At 27.3% G+C, this 19,950-nt stretch carries 28 protein-coding genes; 18 read left to right on the top strand and 10 right to left on the bottom strand.

All coding sequences use genetic code 11. From position 1 onward, the window contains the following. The first annotated feature begins 124 nt into the window (after positions 1 to 124). The 4 genes from JNUCC81_RS11640 (at position 125) to JNUCC81_RS11625 (ending at position 4,531) form a co-directional block, all read left to right on the top strand. Positions 125 to 1,471 (top strand): M20 family metallopeptidase, encoded by a 1,347-nt coding sequence (locus JNUCC81_RS11640; RefSeq protein ID WP_454093625.1) that lies wholly within the window; start codon positions 125 to 127, stop codon positions 1,469 to 1,471. 142 nt (positions 1,472 to 1,613) lie between these two features. Further along, positions 1,614 to 2,693 carry an SIR2 family protein gene (locus JNUCC81_RS11635; RefSeq protein WP_454093624.1) on the top strand — a complete coding sequence of 360 codons (1,080 nt, stop codon included), beginning with the start codon at positions 1,614 to 1,616 and terminating at the stop codon, positions 2,691 to 2,693. Between the two features lie 152 nt (positions 2,694 to 2,845). Next, positions 2,846 to 3,532: a DUF554 domain-containing protein gene (locus JNUCC81_RS11630; protein ID WP_454093623.1), complete on the top strand. Its 687-nt coding sequence runs from the start codon at positions 2,846 to 2,848 to the stop codon at positions 3,530 to 3,532. A 123-nt stretch (positions 3,533 to 3,655) separates the two neighbouring features. Then, positions 3,656 to 4,531, top strand: a complete 876-nt coding sequence (locus JNUCC81_RS11625) for a kinase (protein WP_454093622.1) — start codon at positions 3,656 to 3,658, stop codon at positions 4,529 to 4,531. Between the two features lie 144 nt (positions 4,532 to 4,675). Here JNUCC81_RS11625 and JNUCC81_RS11620 read toward each other — a convergent pair whose 3' ends face one another. Beyond that, complete coding sequence (locus JNUCC81_RS11620; RefSeq protein ID WP_454093621.1) at positions 4,676 to 4,882, bottom strand: hypothetical protein; 207 nt, start codon at positions 4,880 to 4,882, stop codon at positions 4,676 to 4,678. Between the two features lie 204 nt (positions 4,883 to 5,086). On the opposite strand from JNUCC81_RS11620, the gene JNUCC81_RS11615 reads away from it, so the two are divergent. After that, positions 5,087 to 6,055, top strand: coding sequence for a DUF2804 domain-containing protein (locus tag JNUCC81_RS11615; protein WP_454093620.1), 969 nt, complete (start codon positions 5,087 to 5,089; stop codon positions 6,053 to 6,055). A gap of 147 nt (positions 6,056 to 6,202) precedes the next feature. On the opposite strand, the gene JNUCC81_RS11610 is transcribed toward JNUCC81_RS11615, so the two are convergent. After that, entirely contained in the window at positions 6,203 to 7,279 is a 1,077-nt protein-coding gene (locus JNUCC81_RS11610; RefSeq protein WP_454093619.1) for a M24 family metallopeptidase, read from the bottom strand. 233 nt (positions 7,280 to 7,512) lie between these two features. Between JNUCC81_RS11610 and JNUCC81_RS11605 the strand changes: the two genes are divergently transcribed. Together JNUCC81_RS11605 and rfbC are read left to right on the top strand one after the other, a co-directional pair. After that, positions 7,513 to 8,247: a tetratricopeptide repeat protein gene (locus tag JNUCC81_RS11605; RefSeq protein ID WP_454093618.1), complete on the top strand. Its 735-nt coding sequence runs from the start codon at positions 7,513 to 7,515 to the stop codon at positions 8,245 to 8,247. A gap of 138 nt (positions 8,248 to 8,385) precedes the next feature. Beyond that, complete coding sequence (gene rfbC / locus JNUCC81_RS11600; protein WP_454093617.1) at positions 8,386 to 8,931, top strand: dTDP-4-dehydrorhamnose 3,5-epimerase; 546 nt, start codon at positions 8,386 to 8,388, stop codon at positions 8,929 to 8,931. A 43-nt stretch (positions 8,932 to 8,974) separates the two neighbouring features. Here rfbC and JNUCC81_RS11595 read toward each other — a convergent pair whose 3' ends face one another. The 7 genes from JNUCC81_RS11595 to JNUCC81_RS11565 all read right to left on the bottom strand — a co-directional run bounded on the left by JNUCC81_RS11595 (position 8,975) and on the right by JNUCC81_RS11565 (position 13,942). Next, on the bottom strand, positions 8,975 to 9,454 hold the full coding sequence (locus JNUCC81_RS11595; RefSeq protein ID WP_454093616.1) for an ABC transporter substrate-binding protein: 480 nt from the start codon (positions 9,452 to 9,454) through the stop codon (positions 8,975 to 8,977). Positions 9,455 to 9,491: 37 nt separating this feature from the next. Beyond that, complete coding sequence (locus JNUCC81_RS11590; protein ID WP_454093615.1) at positions 9,492 to 11,015, bottom strand: recombinase family protein; 1,524 nt, start codon at positions 11,013 to 11,015, stop codon at positions 9,492 to 9,494. A gap of 206 nt (positions 11,016 to 11,221) precedes the next feature. Continuing rightward, on the bottom strand, positions 11,222 to 11,989 hold the full coding sequence (locus JNUCC81_RS11585; RefSeq protein WP_454093614.1) for a DUF1829 domain-containing protein: 768 nt from the start codon (positions 11,987 to 11,989) through the stop codon (positions 11,222 to 11,224). A 24-nt stretch (positions 11,990 to 12,013) separates the two neighbouring features. Further along, positions 12,014 to 12,457 (bottom strand): DUF6978 family protein, encoded by a 444-nt coding sequence (locus tag JNUCC81_RS11580; RefSeq protein ID WP_454093613.1) that lies wholly within the window; start codon positions 12,455 to 12,457, stop codon positions 12,014 to 12,016. A gap of 39 nt (positions 12,458 to 12,496) precedes the next feature. Beyond that, positions 12,497 to 12,856, bottom strand: coding sequence for a helix-turn-helix domain-containing protein (locus tag JNUCC81_RS11575; protein WP_454093612.1), 360 nt, complete (start codon positions 12,854 to 12,856; stop codon positions 12,497 to 12,499). A 114-nt stretch (positions 12,857 to 12,970) separates the two neighbouring features. Further along, positions 12,971 to 13,438: an ImmA/IrrE family metallo-endopeptidase gene (locus tag JNUCC81_RS11570; protein WP_454093611.1), complete on the bottom strand. Its 468-nt coding sequence runs from the start codon at positions 13,436 to 13,438 to the stop codon at positions 12,971 to 12,973. Between the two features lie 18 nt (positions 13,439 to 13,456). Further along, complete coding sequence (locus tag JNUCC81_RS11565; protein WP_454093610.1) at positions 13,457 to 13,942, bottom strand: helix-turn-helix domain-containing protein; 486 nt, start codon at positions 13,940 to 13,942, stop codon at positions 13,457 to 13,459. Positions 13,943 to 14,047: 105 nt separating this feature from the next. On the opposite strand from JNUCC81_RS11565, the gene JNUCC81_RS11560 reads away from it, so the two are divergent. Genes JNUCC81_RS11560 through JNUCC81_RS11550 form a run of 3 tightly spaced genes read left to right on the top strand, consistent with a single transcriptional unit; the run spans position 14,048 to position 15,296 of the window. Then, positions 14,048 to 14,323 carry a helix-turn-helix domain-containing protein gene (locus JNUCC81_RS11560; protein ID WP_454093609.1) on the top strand — a complete coding sequence of 92 codons (276 nt, stop codon included), beginning with the start codon at positions 14,048 to 14,050 and terminating at the stop codon, positions 14,321 to 14,323. Positions 14,324 to 14,335: 12 nt separating this feature from the next. Continuing rightward, the gene (locus tag JNUCC81_RS11555; RefSeq protein ID WP_454093608.1) at positions 14,336 to 15,088 is read left to right on the top strand and encodes a phage regulatory protein/antirepressor Ant; all 753 of its coding nucleotides are present in this window, start codon (positions 14,336 to 14,338) and stop codon (positions 15,086 to 15,088) included. Between the two features lie 46 nt (positions 15,089 to 15,134). Then, positions 15,135 to 15,296 carry a hypothetical protein gene (locus JNUCC81_RS11550; protein ID WP_454093607.1) on the top strand — a complete coding sequence of 54 codons (162 nt, stop codon included), beginning with the start codon at positions 15,135 to 15,137 and terminating at the stop codon, positions 15,294 to 15,296. On the opposite strand, the gene JNUCC81_RS11545 is transcribed toward JNUCC81_RS11550, so the two are convergent. After that, on the bottom strand, positions 15,280 to 15,552 hold the full coding sequence (locus JNUCC81_RS11545) for a hypothetical protein (protein WP_454093606.1): 273 nt from the start codon (positions 15,550 to 15,552) through the stop codon (positions 15,280 to 15,282). The genes JNUCC81_RS11550 and JNUCC81_RS11545 overlap by 17 nt on opposite strands. A gap of 113 nt (positions 15,553 to 15,665) precedes the next feature. Here JNUCC81_RS11545 and JNUCC81_RS11540 point away from each other — a divergent pair, with 113 nt between their 5' ends. From JNUCC81_RS11540 to JNUCC81_RS11505, 8 genes are all read left to right on the top strand, one after another. Beyond that, positions 15,666 to 15,863: a helix-turn-helix domain-containing protein gene (locus tag JNUCC81_RS11540; protein WP_454096396.1), complete on the top strand. Its 198-nt coding sequence runs from the start codon at positions 15,666 to 15,668 to the stop codon at positions 15,861 to 15,863. A gap of 83 nt (positions 15,864 to 15,946) precedes the next feature. Further along, positions 15,947 to 16,135 carry a hypothetical protein gene (locus JNUCC81_RS11535; RefSeq protein WP_454093605.1) on the top strand — a complete coding sequence of 63 codons (189 nt, stop codon included), beginning with the start codon at positions 15,947 to 15,949 and terminating at the stop codon, positions 16,133 to 16,135. Positions 16,136 to 16,284: 149 nt separating this feature from the next. Next, entirely contained in the window at positions 16,285 to 16,563 is a 279-nt protein-coding gene (locus JNUCC81_RS11530; RefSeq protein WP_454093604.1) for a hypothetical protein, read from the top strand. Positions 16,564 to 16,652: 89 nt separating this feature from the next. After that, positions 16,653 to 17,150, top strand: coding sequence for a siphovirus Gp157 family protein (locus JNUCC81_RS11525; protein ID WP_454093603.1), 498 nt, complete (start codon positions 16,653 to 16,655; stop codon positions 17,148 to 17,150). A gap of 12 nt (positions 17,151 to 17,162) precedes the next feature. Continuing rightward, positions 17,163 to 17,756 (top strand): ERF family protein, encoded by a 594-nt coding sequence (locus JNUCC81_RS11520; protein WP_454093602.1) that lies wholly within the window; start codon positions 17,163 to 17,165, stop codon positions 17,754 to 17,756. Between the two features lie 132 nt (positions 17,757 to 17,888). Next, positions 17,889 to 18,845 carry a phage replisome organizer N-terminal domain-containing protein gene (locus JNUCC81_RS11515; protein WP_454093601.1) on the top strand — a complete coding sequence of 319 codons (957 nt, stop codon included), beginning with the start codon at positions 17,889 to 17,891 and terminating at the stop codon, positions 18,843 to 18,845. After that, a complete protein-coding gene (locus JNUCC81_RS11510; RefSeq protein WP_454093600.1) occupies positions 18,769 to 19,521 on the top strand; it encodes an ATP-binding protein in 753 nt (250 codons plus the stop codon). The genes JNUCC81_RS11515 and JNUCC81_RS11510 overlap by 77 nt, the downstream gene beginning before the upstream one ends. A 161-nt stretch (positions 19,522 to 19,682) precedes the next feature. Then, on the top strand, positions 19,683 to 19,934 hold the full coding sequence (locus tag JNUCC81_RS11505; RefSeq protein ID WP_454093599.1) for a hypothetical protein: 252 nt from the start codon (positions 19,683 to 19,685) through the stop codon (positions 19,932 to 19,934). Positions 19,935 to 19,950 lie beyond the last annotated feature (16 nt).

The raw sequence follows: 19,950 nt of genomic DNA, 5'->3' as shown, positions 1-19,950 counted from the left end.
TTTAATAATATATCATAAGGCTTGCAAATTACTAAAAAAATAAACATAGACTAACTAAAGCAAAATATAGTATATTTAAAGTGCATAGATAAATTTATGACGATTTTAAAGGGGGATATTTAATATGAATGAACAAATAAAATTAAAAGTTAATTCTCTACAAAATGATATAATATCATCTATTAAAGGTTGTGTAAAAATACCTAGTGTGATAGATGAAGCTACAGATACTTGTCCTTTTGGAGAAAATATTGATAAAGCTTTAAGATATACTCTAGATTTATGTGAATTTCTTGGATTTAAAACTGTTTATAAAGATGGATACTATGGATATGCAGAGATAGGTCAAGGAGAAGAACTAATAGGTATACTTGGTCACTTAGATGTAGTTCCAGTAGGAGAACTTGAAAGTTGGGAATTCCCTCCATATGATGGTGTTATAGATGGAGACAAATTATATGGTAGAGGTACTCAAGATGATAAAGGGCCAACTATTGCAGCAATATATGCAGTTAAAGCACTAATGGATTTAGGCGTAGAATTTAATAAAAGAGTAAGATTTATATTTGGGACAGACGAGGAAAACCTTTGGAGATGTATTAATAAATACTCAGAAAATAAAGAAGAAATACCAAACTACGGATTTACTCCAGATTCTAAGTTCCCAATGATAAATGCTGAAAAAGGATTGTTACAAGTATTTTTAAATGGAAAAGGTAGTGAATATTTAGAATTATCACTTGGACAAGCGTTTAACTCTGTACCAGATAAGGCTATATATTCTGGAAAACACAATGAAGAGCTAATAAAAGAATTAGATAGATTAAAATTTGAATACACTTTAGATGGAGATAAAATTTGTGTCATAGGTAAAAGTGTTCACTCTGCTGTAAGTGATACTGGTATAAATGCTATAGCAAGATTAGCTATTGCACTTAATAATATAGGTATTCAAAATGATGCTATAAAGTTTATAGCAAAAATTATAGGACAAGATGCTAATGCTAATAATATAATAGAAGGTTGTATGGATGATGTTTCTGGTAAACTAACATTTAACATAGGAAAATTAAATATAGATAAAGAAAAGTCTAGTATAGGTATTGATGTTAGAATACCTGTTACATATAAAAAAGAAGAATTCACTTCTGCCTTAGAGTCTAAAGCTAAAGAATATAATTTAATCTATGAAGAATATGATTATTTAGCATCAATATATGTTGCCGAAGATAATTTCTTAGTTAAAACTTTAAAGAAAGTGTTTGAAGAAGAAACATGTCTTGATGGAACACCACTTTCTTCAGGAGGAGCTACTTATGCAAGAGCATTAGATAACTGTGTTGCGTTTGGATCAGTTTTCCCGGGAAAACCTAAAACAGAGCATCAAGCTAATGAATATATAATCATAAGTGATTTAATGAAAGCTACTGAAATATATGCACTTTCAGTATATGAATTATTAAAAGGATAACTTATAAAATAATGTATATAAAAAGAGGCTATAATTTTATAGTCTCTTTTTATATATTTACATATAAATAAATTAAAAATAATGCATACTTAATTAGTATATACGTAGATTATACATATATAGTATAAAATGGAGGTGTTATATGAAAATCTCTATATTTTTAGGAGCAGGAGCATCTGCAGCAGAAAATTTACCAATTCAAAATGAATTGTTTAGTGAGTATTTTAAAAAATTAAAACAAGATGATTTTAAAAGCGACATGAATATGGAATTATATAAATTTTTTAAGCAAATGTTTAATATTGATATTATAAAAGATGACATGGAAAAAGCTGAATTTCCTACCTTTGAAGAAGTATTAGGACTTCTCGATTTAGCAGAACAAAGAAGAGAAGGTTTTAGAAATTTTGGTCTTGAAAATTTAAGTAAAAGAAGTGATAGTATAAGGTTTTTAAGACAATATATAATTTTATTAATGGCTAAAGCAATACATAAAAGCGAAGGAAGTAATAATTATCATAGACTATTAGCTAAAAATTTACTTAAAGAAAATTTATTAACAGATACAACATTTATAAGTGCTAATTATGATATACATATAGATAATGCATTAGCATCACTATATAAAAAAGAAAATCCTATAATGCTTGACTATGGAGTTAGATTTACAAATTTTAATATAGAAAATAAATGGGTACCTCCAAAAGATCCTTTAGTAAAACTTTATAAAATACATGGATCTTTAAATTGGTTATATTGTCCTGTATGTAGTAGTTTGACATTAACACCTTATGATGAAGGAATAATGAAACTTTTAAGCGAAATAGAAGAGGTAAAATGCTTAGAATGTAGAAGTTTAACAGTTCCGATAATAGTACCTCCTACGTATTTTAAAAATATGGATAATGTATTTTTATCTACTATATGGAACAAAGTCGAAAGTTCATTAAGAGAAAGTGATTTAGTTATATTTTGTGGATACTCATTTCCTGATGCAGATATACATATCAAATATATGCTAAAAAGAATTCAAACAAATAGAAATACACCATTAAAGTTTATAGTATTTAATTATCATAAGGGGAAAAAAGATGAATCAATGAAAAGAGAAGAAGACAGATATAAAAGATTTTTAGGTAAAGATGTAATATTTACTAAAAATTCTTTTGAAGATTTTTCAGCTAATCCAATAAAATTTATAAATGATTCTTTAAAGACTTAATATTTTAAATTGAAAATATTAAGTCTTTAAATTAATTAGATAAAAAATAAATTTTATATAATATTTGCGTAATCTAAATAGACTATCATATAAAGTGAAATTATAATTATATTTATATAACTTAAAAGAATTACAATAAAGGGGGGGAATTTATGATTGCAACAGTAGTTAATTGTCTAGCGATAGTGCTAGGATGTGTAGTAGGGCTTTTAATAAAAGGGAATATATCTGAAAAAATAAGCACTAATATAATGAATGGAATTGCTTTGTGTGTATTATATATTGGAATATCAGGTTCACTTAAAGGTGAAAACACTTTAATAACTATAATATCTATGGCAATAGGTGCTCTAATAGGAGAATTTATAGACCTTGATAAAGGATTAAATAAATTAGGTGATAAGTTAGAAGAAAAGTTTTCAAGTGAAAAAGGAGAAATTTCTATATCAAAAGGTTTTGTATCAGCAAGTTTACTATTTTGTGTAGGAGCTATGGCTATTGTAGGAAGTTTACAAAGTGGATTAACTGGTAATTATGAAACTTTATTTGCTAAATCTATTTTAGATGGAATATCATCTATAATTTTTGCAGCTTCATTAGGTATAGGAGTTATGTTTTCAGCTATATCAGTATTTTTATATCAAGGAATTATAACAATAGGTTCATCTTTTATGTCGAATATACTAAGTGATTCTGTCGTAAATTCTATGACAGCTATTGGAAGTTTGTTAATAATAGGATTAGGTCTAAATATGCTAAAAGTCACTAATATAAAGGTTGCTAATTTGTTGCCTGCTATTATTATTCCGATTTTATTTGGATTATTTGGGTTAATATAGAAAAAAGTATTAGACAAATTTCTTATTTAGAAGGATTATACCACTAAAAATCAAATTAAATAGATATAGTAAAGTTTAAGCTGATTGTATTAAGATTCAAAGATAAAATTAGGGGGGAATGTAGTGAGTAAGTTTGATATAAATGGGGCTATTATAGAATTTGATGAGAAAATGGATAATTACAATGAAATAAGAAGGAAATTTAAAATATATGCAAATGACGCATCTAAAAGCTTTGAAGAAAATTGTCTAGCTAACATTAAAAATATTAAAGATTTATCAGAAAATTGTTTAAAAATAGGCACTGATATTATTGAGGAAGTTCTTAAAAAGGGAGTAGAAACAATAGTTAGTTTTGATATTATAACAATAGATTTAAATACTTTTAAAGAGATTTATTGTAAGAGATACTTAGATTATGAAAGATTATTTAATAATTTAAATAAAGAAATGTTAGTTAATAATAAAAATAAAAAAAATAATCATGCAAAGTTTTATAGAGTAAAACCTATAATAAAAAAAATAAGTGATTATATATACAATGACTGCTTTAATATCCATTATGCTATTATTGATGCATTAGTAGAAAATAATGTTGATAAAGTTGGATTAAGTATAAATGAAGAAGGTATAAAAAAATCTAGTGCATTATTTAATAACTATAAAGATGGATTTATAACTAAGCCTGATGAATGTAGGGTAGTAGAACAAGTAATAACCCTAAATCCTTATAGAGAAGATATATATGAATTTTTCATAAGGGAAGATGGAGATTTTAACGGAGAAATAGAAAGATTAACAAACTTTTTAGGTTATAATATTAAGGGTTATAAAGGTAAATTAATGGATTTATATATTAAAGAATTAGTAGAAACTAGCATAGGAGACTTAGAACTTGAAAAGGAAAAGATAAAAAAATATGCAAAGTATATAGGTTGTAAGGAAGAAGCTATATATTTAGCAAGGATTGATGCTATATATACTTTTGAAAACGCTTAATATATTTAAAAATGAAAAAGACTTCTACAGTAAATGTAGAAGCTTTTATTTTATAAGACCAACCGCTAAGCTTCAGCAACGGAGGTAGTCATTGGCGATATAAAACATAGCGCCAACGTAGTGGCTTAAGCAAAGTGAATTTTACTAATCAAAATAATTTAAAGTATCATCTTGATAAAAGCTATGTTCAAAATAATTATCGTCTTCTAATATAATATCATCATAATCATTACAATAATCGCTATCATCATATGGTAAAACATCGTCATAAATAAAACTATTATTAAAATTTAATAATTTTAATAATTTATTGCTATCTTTTTTACTAAATGACTTAGGATATATATTCATTATAAACACCTCTAATATTAATATAAGAACATTTGACACCAATATTATTATATTCAATTTATTACTTTTTTATATTATATTAACTAAAGTTTTTGAAAAAATTTTTTTATATGTTAAAAATTATTGTTATGTTGAGTTTTTTAGAAATATCTTATGCTTAAAAGCATATATAATAAATTAAATAAAAGAATGAGGGGGGAGTGTATGGAGGAATTAAAAGGTAAAAACTATATATGTTCAAAAGAAGGAACAATAAATCATGAATCTATAGGATGGAGTAGAAATGTATTTAAAAATTGCGATATAGAGACCGGATTTTTTAGAAAAAAAATATGGAATCATTATATGTGGATGAATGAAAAGTTTATATGTACATTTGCCCTAGTAAAGCTAGATTACGTAGGAGTAATATATGTAGATTTTTATGATATAAGAAAAAATAATGAAATTCACAAGTGCATTTATATACCACTTTGTAATGGTATAATTATACACAATAATATAGGTTCATATGCTCATTTCCAAAATAAACAAATGTATGCAAATATTATAAGAGTCAGTAACAGTCTAAATATTATACTAAAATGGGATGAAATTGATATAGATGCAAGTATAGAAATAGAAGATGAATCTTTAAATGTTTTAGTACCATGGAGTGATAAATTATTTCACTATACCTCTAAGCAGTTTCCACTAAAGTCTAGTGGGTATATTCAAATAGGAGAAGAACAATGCTATATCGATGAAGCTATGATGTTTATTGATTATGGAAGAGGGATTTGGGAAAGAGAGAAATCTTGGTATTGGTTAACTTGTGGATTTGAAAAAGATAATAAAATAATAGGGTTAAATTTAGGATCTAAATGGACAGATAATACTGGAGTTAATGAAAATTGTATAAAGATAAATAATAAAATATTAAAGATAAACTCAGATGTAGAATTTAATAAAATAGATGAAAATAACTGGGGCATAAAATCTATAAATAGTGATGAAGTTGATTTAGCATTTGATATGATAAATTTAAATGAAAAAATATCTAGTAAGTACATTGTAAAATCTGATATGAAGCAGAGAATCGGAATATTAAATGGTATTGTAAAATTAAATAATGAAGAGATTGAGTTTGAAAATAATATTTGCTGGTTTGAAGATCACTATGCAAAATGGTAAAAATAAAAAAGGATTAACTAATTAGTTAATCCTTTTTTATATAATAAGGTATTATAAAATATCTGGTTTGTGGATGATTTATAATATCAACAGCTAAATTTGAGCAACGGACGCAGTCGTTGGCGACATGAGCGAAGTGAATTTTTGTTATTTTATAATATTTAGTTCTTTTGTATGTTTGTTTAGTATTTCATGTCCATTTTCTGTAACTAATACTAAATCTTCTATTCTAACTCCAAATTCACCTGGTAGATATATGCCTGGTTCAACAGAGAAAATCATACCTGGCTTTAATACATTAGTGTTTACTGCTGATACATCTCCCATATCATGAGTTTCAAGTCCTATAGAGTGACCTGTTCTATGAGTAAAATACTTACCATATCCTTTTTCTGTTATATAATCTCTTGCTGCTTTATCTATATCACAAAACCTTACACCTGGTTTTACCATTGATATTGCTCTTTTATTAGCTTCAAGTACTATTTCAAATACTTCCTTAGCTTTTTTAGGTGCTTCTTTATAAAATACAGTTCTTGTCATATCAGAACAATATTTATTTTTTACGCAGCCAATATCTAATATTACAGCATCTCCAGGCTTTAATTTATTATTGCCACATTTAGCATGAGGATCAGCCCCGTTAGCTCCATATGCAACTATCGGAGAGAAAGAAAATCCATCAGCTCCAAGGTTTTCATAAATTTTAGCTAATTCTGATGCCATTTCTTTTTCTGTTAAGTTATTTAAAAGAGTTTGTTGTAGTTTATTCATGGCCATATCATTTATCTCTGATGCTTTTCTCATCAAATCTTTTTCTTCTTCATCTTTTTGCATTCTTAAAGTGTCTATTATATAAGAAGAGTTTATAAACTTTATATCTTTTAAAGATTCCATAAGAGCTAATAAAAACCTTGCTGGCCAAGATTTATCTATACCCATTACTTCTTTTTCATTTATGTAAGTAGATAGTAACTCTATAGGGTTTTGAGTATCATTAAACCAAACTTTTTCTACCCCAAGGTTTTCAGGTACAGGGAATAATTCATTTACAAATAATTTATGACTACCATTTGTATTAATATACAAGGCTAAAAACCTTTCACCTGGATGTATCATTTTTCCAGTTAAATAAAATATTGATGTAGGATCTGTAACTATCATTTGAGTTAAATTATCACTTTTCATCGCTGATATAACGTTTTCAAATCTATTTGCTTTCATATGAACACTCCTTATATTTATAAATTTAATATTTATAGTATAGCATAGCACTTGAAATATATCAAAATATTAAGAAAATAATAAAAATACCATATTATTTTAGCTTTATTTAATATAAATATTTAAAATATTTCAAAATTGTAATATAACTAAGGGGTAGAATGTAATATAAATTTGATATTATATAGTTAAGTAACTATAAAAATAAATATTATAAATGATGGGATGATTTTATGAAAAATACAGTTAAAAATTTAAATATAGATGAATTTTTTAAAAGTAATACAAATGATTTATTTGAATTAGGTATGAGATATTACTTTGGAGACGATGAGATATTTCAAGATTATGAAAAATCTTTTGATTTTATACAAAAAGTATATGAAACGGATTTAAAATATGAACTAAATGAAAAATATAAAATATACAATGTATTATATAGCTTAGGAAAAATATTTAGAGATGGAATAAAAGCAAAAAAAGACTACGATAAAGCTTTATATTGCTTTAAAAATGCTTCAGAACAAGGACATTCAAAAGCACAATATAACTTAGCTCTTATGTATTATCATGGGTATGTGGTAGAGCAGAATTATAATAAGGCTTTTTATTGGTTTGAAAAATCTTGTGAAAAAGGAAATTCAGAATCTAAGTGTAATATAGGGGTTATGTACTACTATGGCCAAGGTGTAGAAAAAGACTATTATAAAGCTATAGACTACCTAGAAAAATCTGCATCTAAAAATAATGTAGATGCTCAATATAATCTTGGGTTTATATACTACAATCTAAATGATATAGAAAAATCTTTATATTGGCTACCAAAAGCAGTTAGAAATGGTAGTGGGCAAGCAAAACAATTATTAAAGAAAGTAAAGAAAAAGAACACAATAAAAAATGTGATTAGGAAAGTACCCAATTTGGCATTTAAACCTGTAAAATTTAATAAAAAAATAGAATCTATTTAAATAGGTTCTATTTTTACTTTTTGAAGACCTACTTTAAGATATATTAAATTAAATTATTCTAAAAATATAACTACTTACATAAATTATTTAATAGTCAAATATTTAAAGTATGAAAACTTTACAACTAAGGAGGTAGTTATGGGAAAATTTAATTTTATAGAAACAAAAATAAAAGACTTATATATAAAAGAGCCTTATGTATTTAGGGATGAAATGGGATATATTATGGAAACCTATAATGAAAGAGACTTTAAATCATTTAACCTAGATATAGATTTGAAGTTTGTTCAATTTAATGAAGTTAAGTTTAAAAAGGGAGTGTTAAGAGGTCTTAGATTTCAAGAAAAGCATGCTCAAAACAAATTAGTAAGAGTAGTAGGTGGAGAAGTCTTTGATGTAGCCGTTGATTTAAGAAAAGATTCACCTACCTATTTACAATGGGAAGGTGTTACACTATCGTCTGAGAATAAAAGACAACTTTATATACCAAAAGGATTTGCACATGGTTTTTTAGTTTTATCTGATTATGCGGTAGTAACTTGTAACTACACACAATATTATCTTCCACAATTTGAAAATGGAATTGCATATAATAATCCAACTTTAGATATAAACTGGCCAATTGATGATATAGATGAAGTATTACTCTTAGATAGAGACAGAAATTGGGAAAATATAAAATAGAGATATGTTTTAATTAAAGCATATCTCTATTTTTTTATTGAATCTATTTATTATTAGATATAGCAGTATTTGCAAACTCAGTATTAACTATACTGCTGTAAGGAGGTTCTTTATCTAACTCATTAGCTTCTTTCATAACATTCATTAAAGCATTTAAAGAATCTTCTTTTAATAGAGGATCAGTAGACCATGCATCTATTGACTTATATCTATCAACAACTTTTATTAGATCATCCATTTCTATATCTTCAAAGAATGGATGCATAGCTCTAGCTATTTCTTCGTTAGAAGCAGTTTTAACCCATTGTTGACCTTTATATAATGCGTTAGTAAATCTTTGTATTAAATCAGCATTATTATCCATATATGACTTAGTAGTAGAATAAGCAGTATAAGGTATTTCACCAGAGTCTTTACCTATTGAAGCTACTATATGTCCACTACCTTCTTTTTCCATTTGAGTTCCAGTTGGTTCAAATACTGTTGTAAAATCAGCTTCACCACCAGCAAAAGCACCTGCCATTACCCCAAATTGGTTATCAGTTTTATGATACCTCTAATTATACATCGCTCTTTAATTTAATGTCCATTTCAAAGATAGCATTTCTACTACCTTTTTCTTTATAGTAAATTATATTATCAATTACACTTTTAAGTAATTTATTTTTTTCACTTATATTTTCAGTCTTAGGGTAGAGCTCTAGTACATTTTCTAGCATGGGTATAATTTTATCTATATCGATATACTCATTTTCTTCATCTTCAATATCTATTTTCACTTTTTCAATAGCTTGCTTATTATTTTCTATTTTAGCAGTCAATATTTTAGAACGATCTAAGTAAGTATCTACATCATAAATACCTTTCTCTAATAGATCATGTAGATTTTCCTTTTGATTAACTAATGTAATAGATTCTTTTTCTAGTTGATGCAATAGTTTATTATATCCAACTAGCTTAGAAGATTCATTATCTAATTGCATATCTGAACTATCTATATATAATCTATAGTTATCTATAGTTTCATTAAGTGAATTTAGAATTTCTTCTTCAAGTACATATAATTTAACTCCAGCAGTTTCATAACAATTCTTGCATACTAAAAATTTTACATAACCTTCATTTTTATAAGAAGATGTTTGACAAGTCATAGTATGATTACAACATTTACATTTTACTAATCCAGCCAAAGGATTTGCTAAGACTTTATTATCTTTAAGTGGAGATATACTCCTTTTTAATCTTATACTTTGAGCTTTATTCCAATCAGATTCACTTATTATAGCTTTATGATTTCCTTTAGCGTGTACTTCTCTATCTGGTGTTTTACGACTTGAATTTCTTTTTCTTTCAACTTTGTTCCAAACTACATAACCACAGTAAACTTTATTTTTTATGATATCTCTTATACCTTTTTCATACCAAGTACGACCAGTAGTAGTTCTATATCCAAGTTCATTTAAATAATTAGAAATTTTATATGCTCCTATTCCTTGTAAATACATATCATATATTATTTTAACAACTGTTGATTTTTCTTCATCAATTACTAAAATCCTATCTTTATTTCCGTTTATATATTCAAATTTATAACCGTATGGAGCACTAGAAGCGATAAATTTACCTTCTTCAACACTCTTAATACGACCTCTTTGCATCCTTCTCGTTATAAGTTTAAGTTCTTTACGAGCCATAAATGCTTCAAATTCAGAGTATTCTTCATCGAATTCATTAGATAAATCATAAATCTTGCGAGGTGTTATAATTTTAGTTTTAGATTTCTTAAATGTATCTAGTATAAGACCTTGATCCTGCATATTACCTCTGCCAAGTCTATCTATATCCATAACTAAAACAGCATCATACATACCTTGTTTTACTTCTTCTAGCAATTCCATCATCTTAGGCCTATAAGATATACTTTCTCCAGATACAAGTTCTTCTTTTATTTCAACTATATTTAAATTTTTCTCTCTAGCTATTTTAAGTAGGGCAGAGCGATGCCTGCTGAGAGTTTCATATTCTCCCCTTTTCTCGGCTTCTTCATCAGCACGAGATTTTCTAAGATAAATTGCAGTTTTCATCTAATCACTCCTATCTATAAATTAGTATAAAATATCTATAACAGATATTCATAGATAAATTATTAAGGATGTCAATTTTTTAATTTCTATCTAACTTAAATAATTTTTCTAATTTATTCATAATACCTCCTAAATATTAATATTCTATAGTATGTTCCGAATTCATGTTCGATTAATACCCCAAATAAAAGAGCAGATTAACTGCTCTACATAACATTTTTAAGATTTGATAATATTTCATTTTTATCAGACCAAAGCAATGGTTTAATGTTATATGTTTTGTATGCCGAAAGTATTTCTGGTTTAACCTCTGTATTAGTATCATTTAAAATAACATACATTCGGTTGTCTTTTTTTCTACTATTCTGTAAATCACTCCATGTAAAAAGTGTACTTTCAGTATTACTTTTGTTAGGATTATTTATTACTTTTAAGTATTTTTCAGGTATATTTTTCTTTTTTAGTCCAGCAAGCATATAATCTATATTATGGTCAAAACCACTTTGACCTGTTAGTTTTACATTTTCATTATATCCTATATCGTTGTTGTCTAAGAAATCAACAAAATCTTCTGCAAATAAAGAGGAGACATTAGATTTATTAGTTGCATATAAATCATTGATAGACATTATACCTTGTATATAAAAATGTTTCCTTGATGGGAAATTAGTTATATCTGTAAAAGTAGTAAGGCATCCATCTTCAAGTCTAATATGATAGTTAAGTAAAATATTGTTTAATAATTCTTTTCTTTTAGGAGTATTGAAAGTGAAACCGCAATCTTCTAAGTCGCTTAAAACATAACCATCATCTGTTAAGATTATATTATTATCTGATGTCTTTTTCATATAAAATTGTATACAGTCATTATGTCTATCTAAGAATGGAGTTGTAATCTCTGTATATTCTCCAACTTTATTGATAATAGTATTTTGTTTTAACCAATTAAAATAATTATCAATTAACTCTTTCATATTAACACCTCCCTTTTAGTTAAATTATACCATTTTTTCGACTGATAGAATAGTTGGAATATCTTGTACATTAAAATATATTAAAAAATCTCTTAAAAGATTACTTAAATTACAAAAATCAGAAAAGATAGTAGCATCAAGAGGTATCGCCCATTTATCTCCGTAATTTTCTTTATATATGTGTATATGAGGACATTCTATAAATTCTCCGTCTGGATTAAGGTGGCGAGGCCCTTTAGTATCTATTCTTAATAGAACTGTATTTGTAGCTTTATCCCTAGTTTGATATTTAACTTTTTTTAAGTCAATTCTCCCTCTTTCTATATTCAGTATAAACTGATCATTTGAATTTTTACTATGAAGATTACGAGCTATTTTACCACCATCATCAGGAAGTACTATTGGTGAATTATCTTCAAAAGTTTTAAAATGTTGCATTAATTGTGTAAAATCGTCTTGCGTTAACAATATTATGTCCCCCTTAAAAAACTTTAAACTATTCGTTAATTACTTATTGTACTTTAACTTTACCATCTCTATATATTCATTTATCTTTTCGATGGCCTCATCAGGAAGGCTATCTATATTTCTGATTCTATGTGCAGCTATTGTTGTTATCCCTTTATCTAATTTCACTTTAGGATTTCTTTCATTTGTACGACCAAGAAGATAGTCCAAACTAATATCTAAAGTATCAGAGATATGTTTTGCAACTTCTAGATTAGGACTTCTTTTACCTGTTTCATAGCCATTATAAGTATTGGGAGGGACATCAAGTTTTTGAGCCATATCCTTTTGCATTAACCCTAAGCGTTCTCTTTCTTGTCGTAATCTATTTGAAAATATTAATTTTTCATCAAATGACATCGAAATCACCTCCTATATACTCATAATAATATACTAAAATACGCATATTGAGTAGTTAATTCGAAAATTAAAACTCTCTACGTAAGTAGGGTTCAGTTCAATTTACCTAGTCTTTTATATTTCTGTGCAAATATAAAACCTCGGAGTAAAGAAAATCGTATCCCTACCAACCTTAGCATAATGCCCATGTTTATTTTTATAATACTCTAATGCTTCATCTAAGAATGTTTCTGTAATATTCAAATATTCAGCAAATTCGTATCTGTTTTCACATCGAGCATGGAATGCTTCAACAAGTTTATTTAAACTAACAAGTTTATTATAAGCTATTTCTCTTGCTTTATATTCTTGCTTTAAATTGGATATATCTTTTAAATCAATTATATTTCCATAACTAGTGTAGTGATGCCCCAGTTCTTCAGCAAGAACGCATATTTTTTCATTATCATTATCTAATTTATTCTTGTTTAAAGCAATTTTACAATCTTTGTACAGTCCATCAGAATTAGAGTTGAGAGAGACTTCTTTAACTATTATATTCTCATCATATGCCTCTTGATATAATTTCTCCAGTATATTCATAAACCCCTTAAATTTACTCTACCATTTATCCATTTCTTCGAAATCTTGCATTATTTTATCTATTTCACCAGGATTGTCTAAATGATCATTATGGGCTGCCATAGTTTCAATTTTAAATTCTTGATTAGAATATTTACCAATCTCACTCAAATCACTTGAATAGTTAATAACTTTCTTTTTACCCAAATCATTAAGTTTATTAAAGTTATGTAGTAATTTTTCTTCTTCGATACTTATAGAGTCTTTATTTTGATTAATTTTTTTAGTATTTTCTTTTTCTTCCCAACCCATGAGATATGCGGGAGATAAATCTAAAGCATTAGCTATTAGCTCTAGTTTATCAATAGGCATATTTTTTATTGAACCAGTTTCATATCTTTGAAGCGTAGATTTACTTAAACCAGTTCTATTAGCTAGATCTTGATAAGATATATCTAATTCATTACGTCTATTTTTTATTTTATTCATAACTTCACTCATAAAATTTAAATTTTCATTTTCCATATAAAATACCTCCTAAGTATTAGTATAAAGTAAAATTTCATAAAGGCAACGAAAAAATTAAAGAAAATAAAAAAAAGTTGCATTTTTGAGTTGACACCCATATATATGGATGGTAATATTGAATTATCCCAAATATGCAACGGAGGTGATAAGGAAATGAGATTTAGAAAATTAAAAGGAAAATTAAAAGAGGAAGATTATACTCAAAAAGAAATTGCAGAAATATTGGATATAACACCACAAGCATTTAATTCAAAGATAAATAACCGAACTCAGTTTACATTAGACGAAGTTATAAAAATGACAAATATATTAAAAATTGATAATCCAGTAGAAATTTTTTTTACAAACGGCATCCCAAAAATGCAACAAACAAACTAAGGAGGAAATAAAATGAACAACTTAACGGTTATCAATCAAAATAATCAACTTTTGGTTGAAAGTAGGGAGGTCGCAGAATTAATAGGGAAAGAGCATTCTCATTTAATGAGAGATATAAGAGTATATATAGAAGCGCTAAATAAATCTGAAAATCCAAGATTGGATTCTCAAGTTTTCTTTATTGAAAGTACATATCAAGGTGAAAGAAGAAAAGAAAAATGTTTCCTGTTAACTAGAAAAGGTTGTGATATGGTAGCAAATAAAATGACAGGAGAAAAAGGAATTTTATTTACAGCTACATATGTAATTAAATTTGAAGATATGGAAAACAAGCTTAAAAATAACTTACCAACTACATATAAAGAAGCACTTATAAAATTAGTTGAGCAAGTAGAAACAAATGAGAAGCTACAACTAGAGAACCAAGAGTTAAAACCAAAAGCAATATTTGCAGATGCAGTAAGTGCAAGTCAAACATCAATATTAGTAGGAGAACTAGCAAAGATACTAAAACAAAATGGAATAAATACAGGTCAAAAGAGATTTTTCGAATGGCTTAGAGAGAATGGATATTTGATAAAAAGAAAAGGTGCTGATTATAATATGCCAACTCAAAAATCAATGGAGCAAGGTTTATTTGAAATAAAAGAAACTACGATAAATCATTCAGATGGTCATATAAGTATAAGTAAGACACCAAAGGTAACAGGAAAAGGTCAAATATACTTTATAAATAAATTGAAGCCAGTAAGTCTAATGGTATAACAAAACAAACTAAAATAGGTAGCCAATGGGCGTAGGAGGTAAATAAATGAAGAATTATAAGAATTTGGTTATATTTTTGGGAGGTACTAAAAAATTTAAGATTATAGTCAGAGATTTTAAAGAAGTTATAGAAAAACATAACTTACAATGTACTCCGACTATATTAAGAGATTTAATTGAAGAGATTTTGACTAATCATCAAATCTAAATTTTTCAAAAGGAACATGGTAGTTCTCTATAGATACTTCGAATAAATCTTCACTACGTTCATCATGGTATTTTCTAAAGTGGTAGTTGACATCATTAACAGTACCAAGAGCATTTATTATCATATTCCACATTTTATCATCGATTTCAGCATCACAATGTGGACAACTGATGATTTTATCCCTAGATATACCTGACCAATAAACATAATAATTACAATTGCAATTAAAACAATGTATTTTAGCTTGAGTAGACATGGAATCACCCCCTTTACTTTCAATAAATTGGAAAATATTCCAATTATAGCATAACAAACTGGTGATACAAAAAGTCTATAAAATATAACCTAATTAGAAAGTGGGTGATTTAGATTAAAATAAGTGAGAATCTGAGGACAATTTTAAAAGAAAGAAATATAAAACCATGTGCTTTAGAAGAAAGAATAGGCATGAAAGATTCAGGATACATATACAGAATAATCCGAGGCGATATTGAAAACCCAAGAGTTTATACAGTAAAGAAAATAGCAGATTATTTAGAAGTAAGCATCGAAGAATTAATTATATAGAATTAAAACACTCAAAAACAAAATAAACATTATAATCATAGGACAAATTTTATAAGACATAAATTACTAAGGGGTGCATTTATATGGAAAGGGAATATAAATTACGTGAAGTAAAGAAAACAAAGAGAGCAATAATAAGAATCTTTGTACCTGCTAATGAAACAGAGGAAGAAAAAGAAGCATTTAGAAGAGAATGCGTAAAGGTTAATATTGAAATAGCTACAAGGTTATACAAAGAAGGTAAGTTACAACCTAGAGTTGCTAATAACTAGCAATTCTTTGTAAAAGAACTTTGGACAAGGAGTTGAGTTAAATGTCTATTAAAATACTACAAGCTTTTGTAGAAGAATTTAGAGGTAAAGATATAGATAAAAAATTTGACACTTTAAAAAGATATAAGAAAGTAAAGGAGCTGAGATAAATGAATACAGTAGATAGTTTGTTAGAAGTAAGAAATACATTAAATAATCATCTAAAAATAGCAAGTGAGTTTCAAGAGGAATATGAAAAAAGCCTATTAGATAACAAAGAAGATAAGATTATAGCATCAATAAGGAAAGCAGATATAAGATACTGTGAAGGAATGAAAGTTATAGCAAGGTCAACTATTAAAAAGATTGATGAAATTTTAGAAAATGAAATAAGTACAGGAGTAAGAGAAATACCTTTTGATGATTTACCTATTTCTATACATGGATAGAATTGAGAGGTTCTGCAAAACCCCTCAATTCAATAAAAAGTAAAAATTTAAAACTGATTATATTATAAAAAACTTTGGAGGAAATATCAATGAAAAGTATTAGTCTTTATGAATTAACTAATGATTTAGTAGAACTTATGGAAGTTGAAGACATTGAATTAAATGAAGATATGAAATCTCAAATAATAGAGCAAATAGAAGATATGATAGAAGGAAAATCAGAAAATATAATAGCGGCAGTTAGGAATTATGAATCTACTATAAATGCAATAAAGGAAGAAGAAAAGAGACTAGCAGATAATAGAAAATCTAAAGAGAATAAGCTAAATAGGTTAAAAGAGTATACAAGAGAATGCTTAGAAAGAACTGGAAAGAAAAAGATTGAAACAAAACTTGGTTCAATAGGTTTAAGAAAGAAGCCGCTAAGCTTAATTATAGATAGTGAAGAATTAGTACCAGATTTATATAAAACAACTAAAGAAGTAGTAACGATAGATAAAAATACTATAAAAGATTTCATGAAAAAAGGTCATTTGATTGAAGGTTGTAGATTATCAGAAGAGAGCTATAGCTTAACTATAAAGTAGGAGAATATTAATATGCAAAAACTATACAAAAGCTTTATAGAGTTTCAGAAAGAATTTAAAGGCATGACACCGGATGCTACAAATCCTTTCTTTAAATCAAATTATATTACGCTTGATGGAATATTAGAAGTAACGAGACCTTTATTAGTTAAAAATGGACTGGCTATAATGCAAAATGCATTTTCAGATAATGATGGCAATATGTGTTTAAAGACCATTTTACTTCATGAAAGTGGAGAATCATTAGAAACTGAAATTATGAAAATGAAACCTCAAAAAGATGATGCACAGCAAAGAGGCTCAATAATAACATATATGAAAAGATACCAGTTAGGAGCGTTGTTAGGAATATGTGAAAGTGTAGATGATGATGCGAATATTGCAACTTACGGAGTTAATAATCATCAAAATAATAGTCCTAACAATATCACTAAACCATTATCAGATGCGCAATTAAAAAGATTATATGCTATAGCTAGTAGTGCAGGAGTAGATAAAAATAAAGTGCAAGAGCAAGTATTTAAGAAATTTGGTAAAGATGTAGTTAATCTTACCAAGTCTGAATATGACATTGTTTGTACTGGATATGAAAAAGCGAGGGAATAAAGTGATCTTCATAAAAGAAGTAGGAGTATACTACTTACTCTTACTTCTAATAATAAGATTCAAATTAAGGAGATATTAAATGCAATTAATATATATGGTACTGCTAGTTGATGCAATCATAGCTTTGATGGTATGGCTAGTAGTACAAAATTCATACTAAAGATAAAGCAAGTAGGTGAGAGAATGGCAAATAGTAATAAAAAATACTATTGGTTAAAGTTAAAAGAAGATTTCTTTGAAGAAGATGCAATAGCATGGATTGAGGAACAAGAGAATGGAAAAGATTATTGCTTATTTTACCTAAAACTATGTTTAAAATCTCTAAAAACAAACGGACTGTTAATAAGGAATGTTGGAAGTTTATTAGTTCCCTACGATGCTAAAACATTAGCAAAAGTAACTAACACTGAATTAGATACCGTAAAAGTAGCTATGGATATTTTCACTAAAATAGGATTAGTTCAGATATTAGAAAATGGAGAAATATTCATATCTCAACTTCAAAACATGGTTGGTAGTGAAACTAAGTGGGCAGAGAAAAAAAGATTGCAAAGACAGAAAGAGGACAATGTCCCTAAACTGTCCGGACATTGTCCGATAGAGATAGAGATAGAGATAGAGAAAGAGATAGAGATAGAGTTAGAGAAAGAAAAAGATATAGATACAGAAAAAGAAAATGTAGGTATATCTGTGAATAATTCTAATAATAATTTAAAAGAATTTAGTAAGTTATACGAGCAAAACTTAGGTTTAATAAATGGTATAACAGCAGAATGGATTATAGAAATATCTGAAACTATAGATACTAAGTTATTTAAAAGAGCAATAGAGATAGCTACAGATAATGGAAAGTGTAATCCTGGATACGTTAAAGGAATTATTAAACAGTGGTTAGATGCAAATATAAAAACTTTTAAACAATTAGAAGCCTATCAATTGCAAAGGAAAAATCAAAAGGAAGTGAAGTCAGATGTCAGAGGAAGAGAAAGAAATACTGAAACAGAGAGTTCAAATGATGATAGAGAAAGTCAAGAAGCAAGAAGGACCGAACTCCTTGAAGCATGCAGAAGAGCAGCTAGAGAAGAGTAAATATAAGTGTGATAAATGCAGAGATATGCTTTTTATAGAATTAGAGAATGGAAGTTATGGATCTTGTGAATGTAGACAGTTAAGAATAGCAGAAGAAAAACTAAAAGCATCTGGAATAAGTGAGGAATTTAGAAATAAAAGATTTGAAAACTATAAGTATGACAAAAGCATGGAAACGATGGAAGCTTTTTTAACAGCAAAAAACTACTCTAAAGATTTTGAGGATATTAGAGCAGTTCGTAGAAATTCATGTTTACTCAGTGGACAAGTAGGTAGTGGTAAAACACATTTAGGAATGGCTATAGCCAATAACCTACTAGATAAGAGCATAGGAGTTATATATATGCCCTATAGGAGTATTATAACCAACTTAAAACAATCTATAACTGATGAAGAAAATTATCAAAGAGAAATGCGAAAATATAAAAATGCCCAAGTGTTACTTATAGACGATCTATTTAAAGGTCGAATAACTGAATCTGACATTAGTATAATTTATGAAATTGTAGATTATAGGTACTTTAAAAGTCTGCCTATGATAATTACTACTGAAAAGACAGTAGAAAACCTATTAGATATTGATGAAGCTATAGGAAGTAGAATCTATGAAATGAGTAAAGATTATGTAGTAACTATGCAAGGTAAAGAATTAAATCATAGAGTTTATGGAAGCTAATACTCGTAGGAGGTAAGTATATGATTAAAGAGTTAGAATATATTCTTGATTTTATAGGTAAGAATTGTGGCTATAAAAGTGAAGCTTATATAGAACTTGAAAAGGCAATACAAGCATTAGAAACTAAAGAAAACTAAATAAATATAGGGGAGATTGAACAAATGATAATAATAAGAAGCCAAGAAAGAGATGCAGCAGGAAGATATATGGAAGTAAAAGTAGATGAATGTATGGTAAAAGGAATAAGTGCATTTGGAACTATGACAGTAATAGGAGTTTACAAGAGTAGAGAAAGAGCTATAAAGGTTCTTGATTACATACATAAGTTTATAGAAGATGGCTCACAAAGAGATTACATGGATAAGAAATGTAGAATAAAGCAAGAAATGGTTTTTAATATGCCACTTAAATAAGATAAAACTTAATATA

The organism is Faecalimicrobium sp. JNUCC 81 (assembly GCF_053667625.1).
The sequence above is the reverse complement of the archived record's forward strand: the minus strand, read 5'-3'. Positions and strand labels throughout refer to the sequence as shown.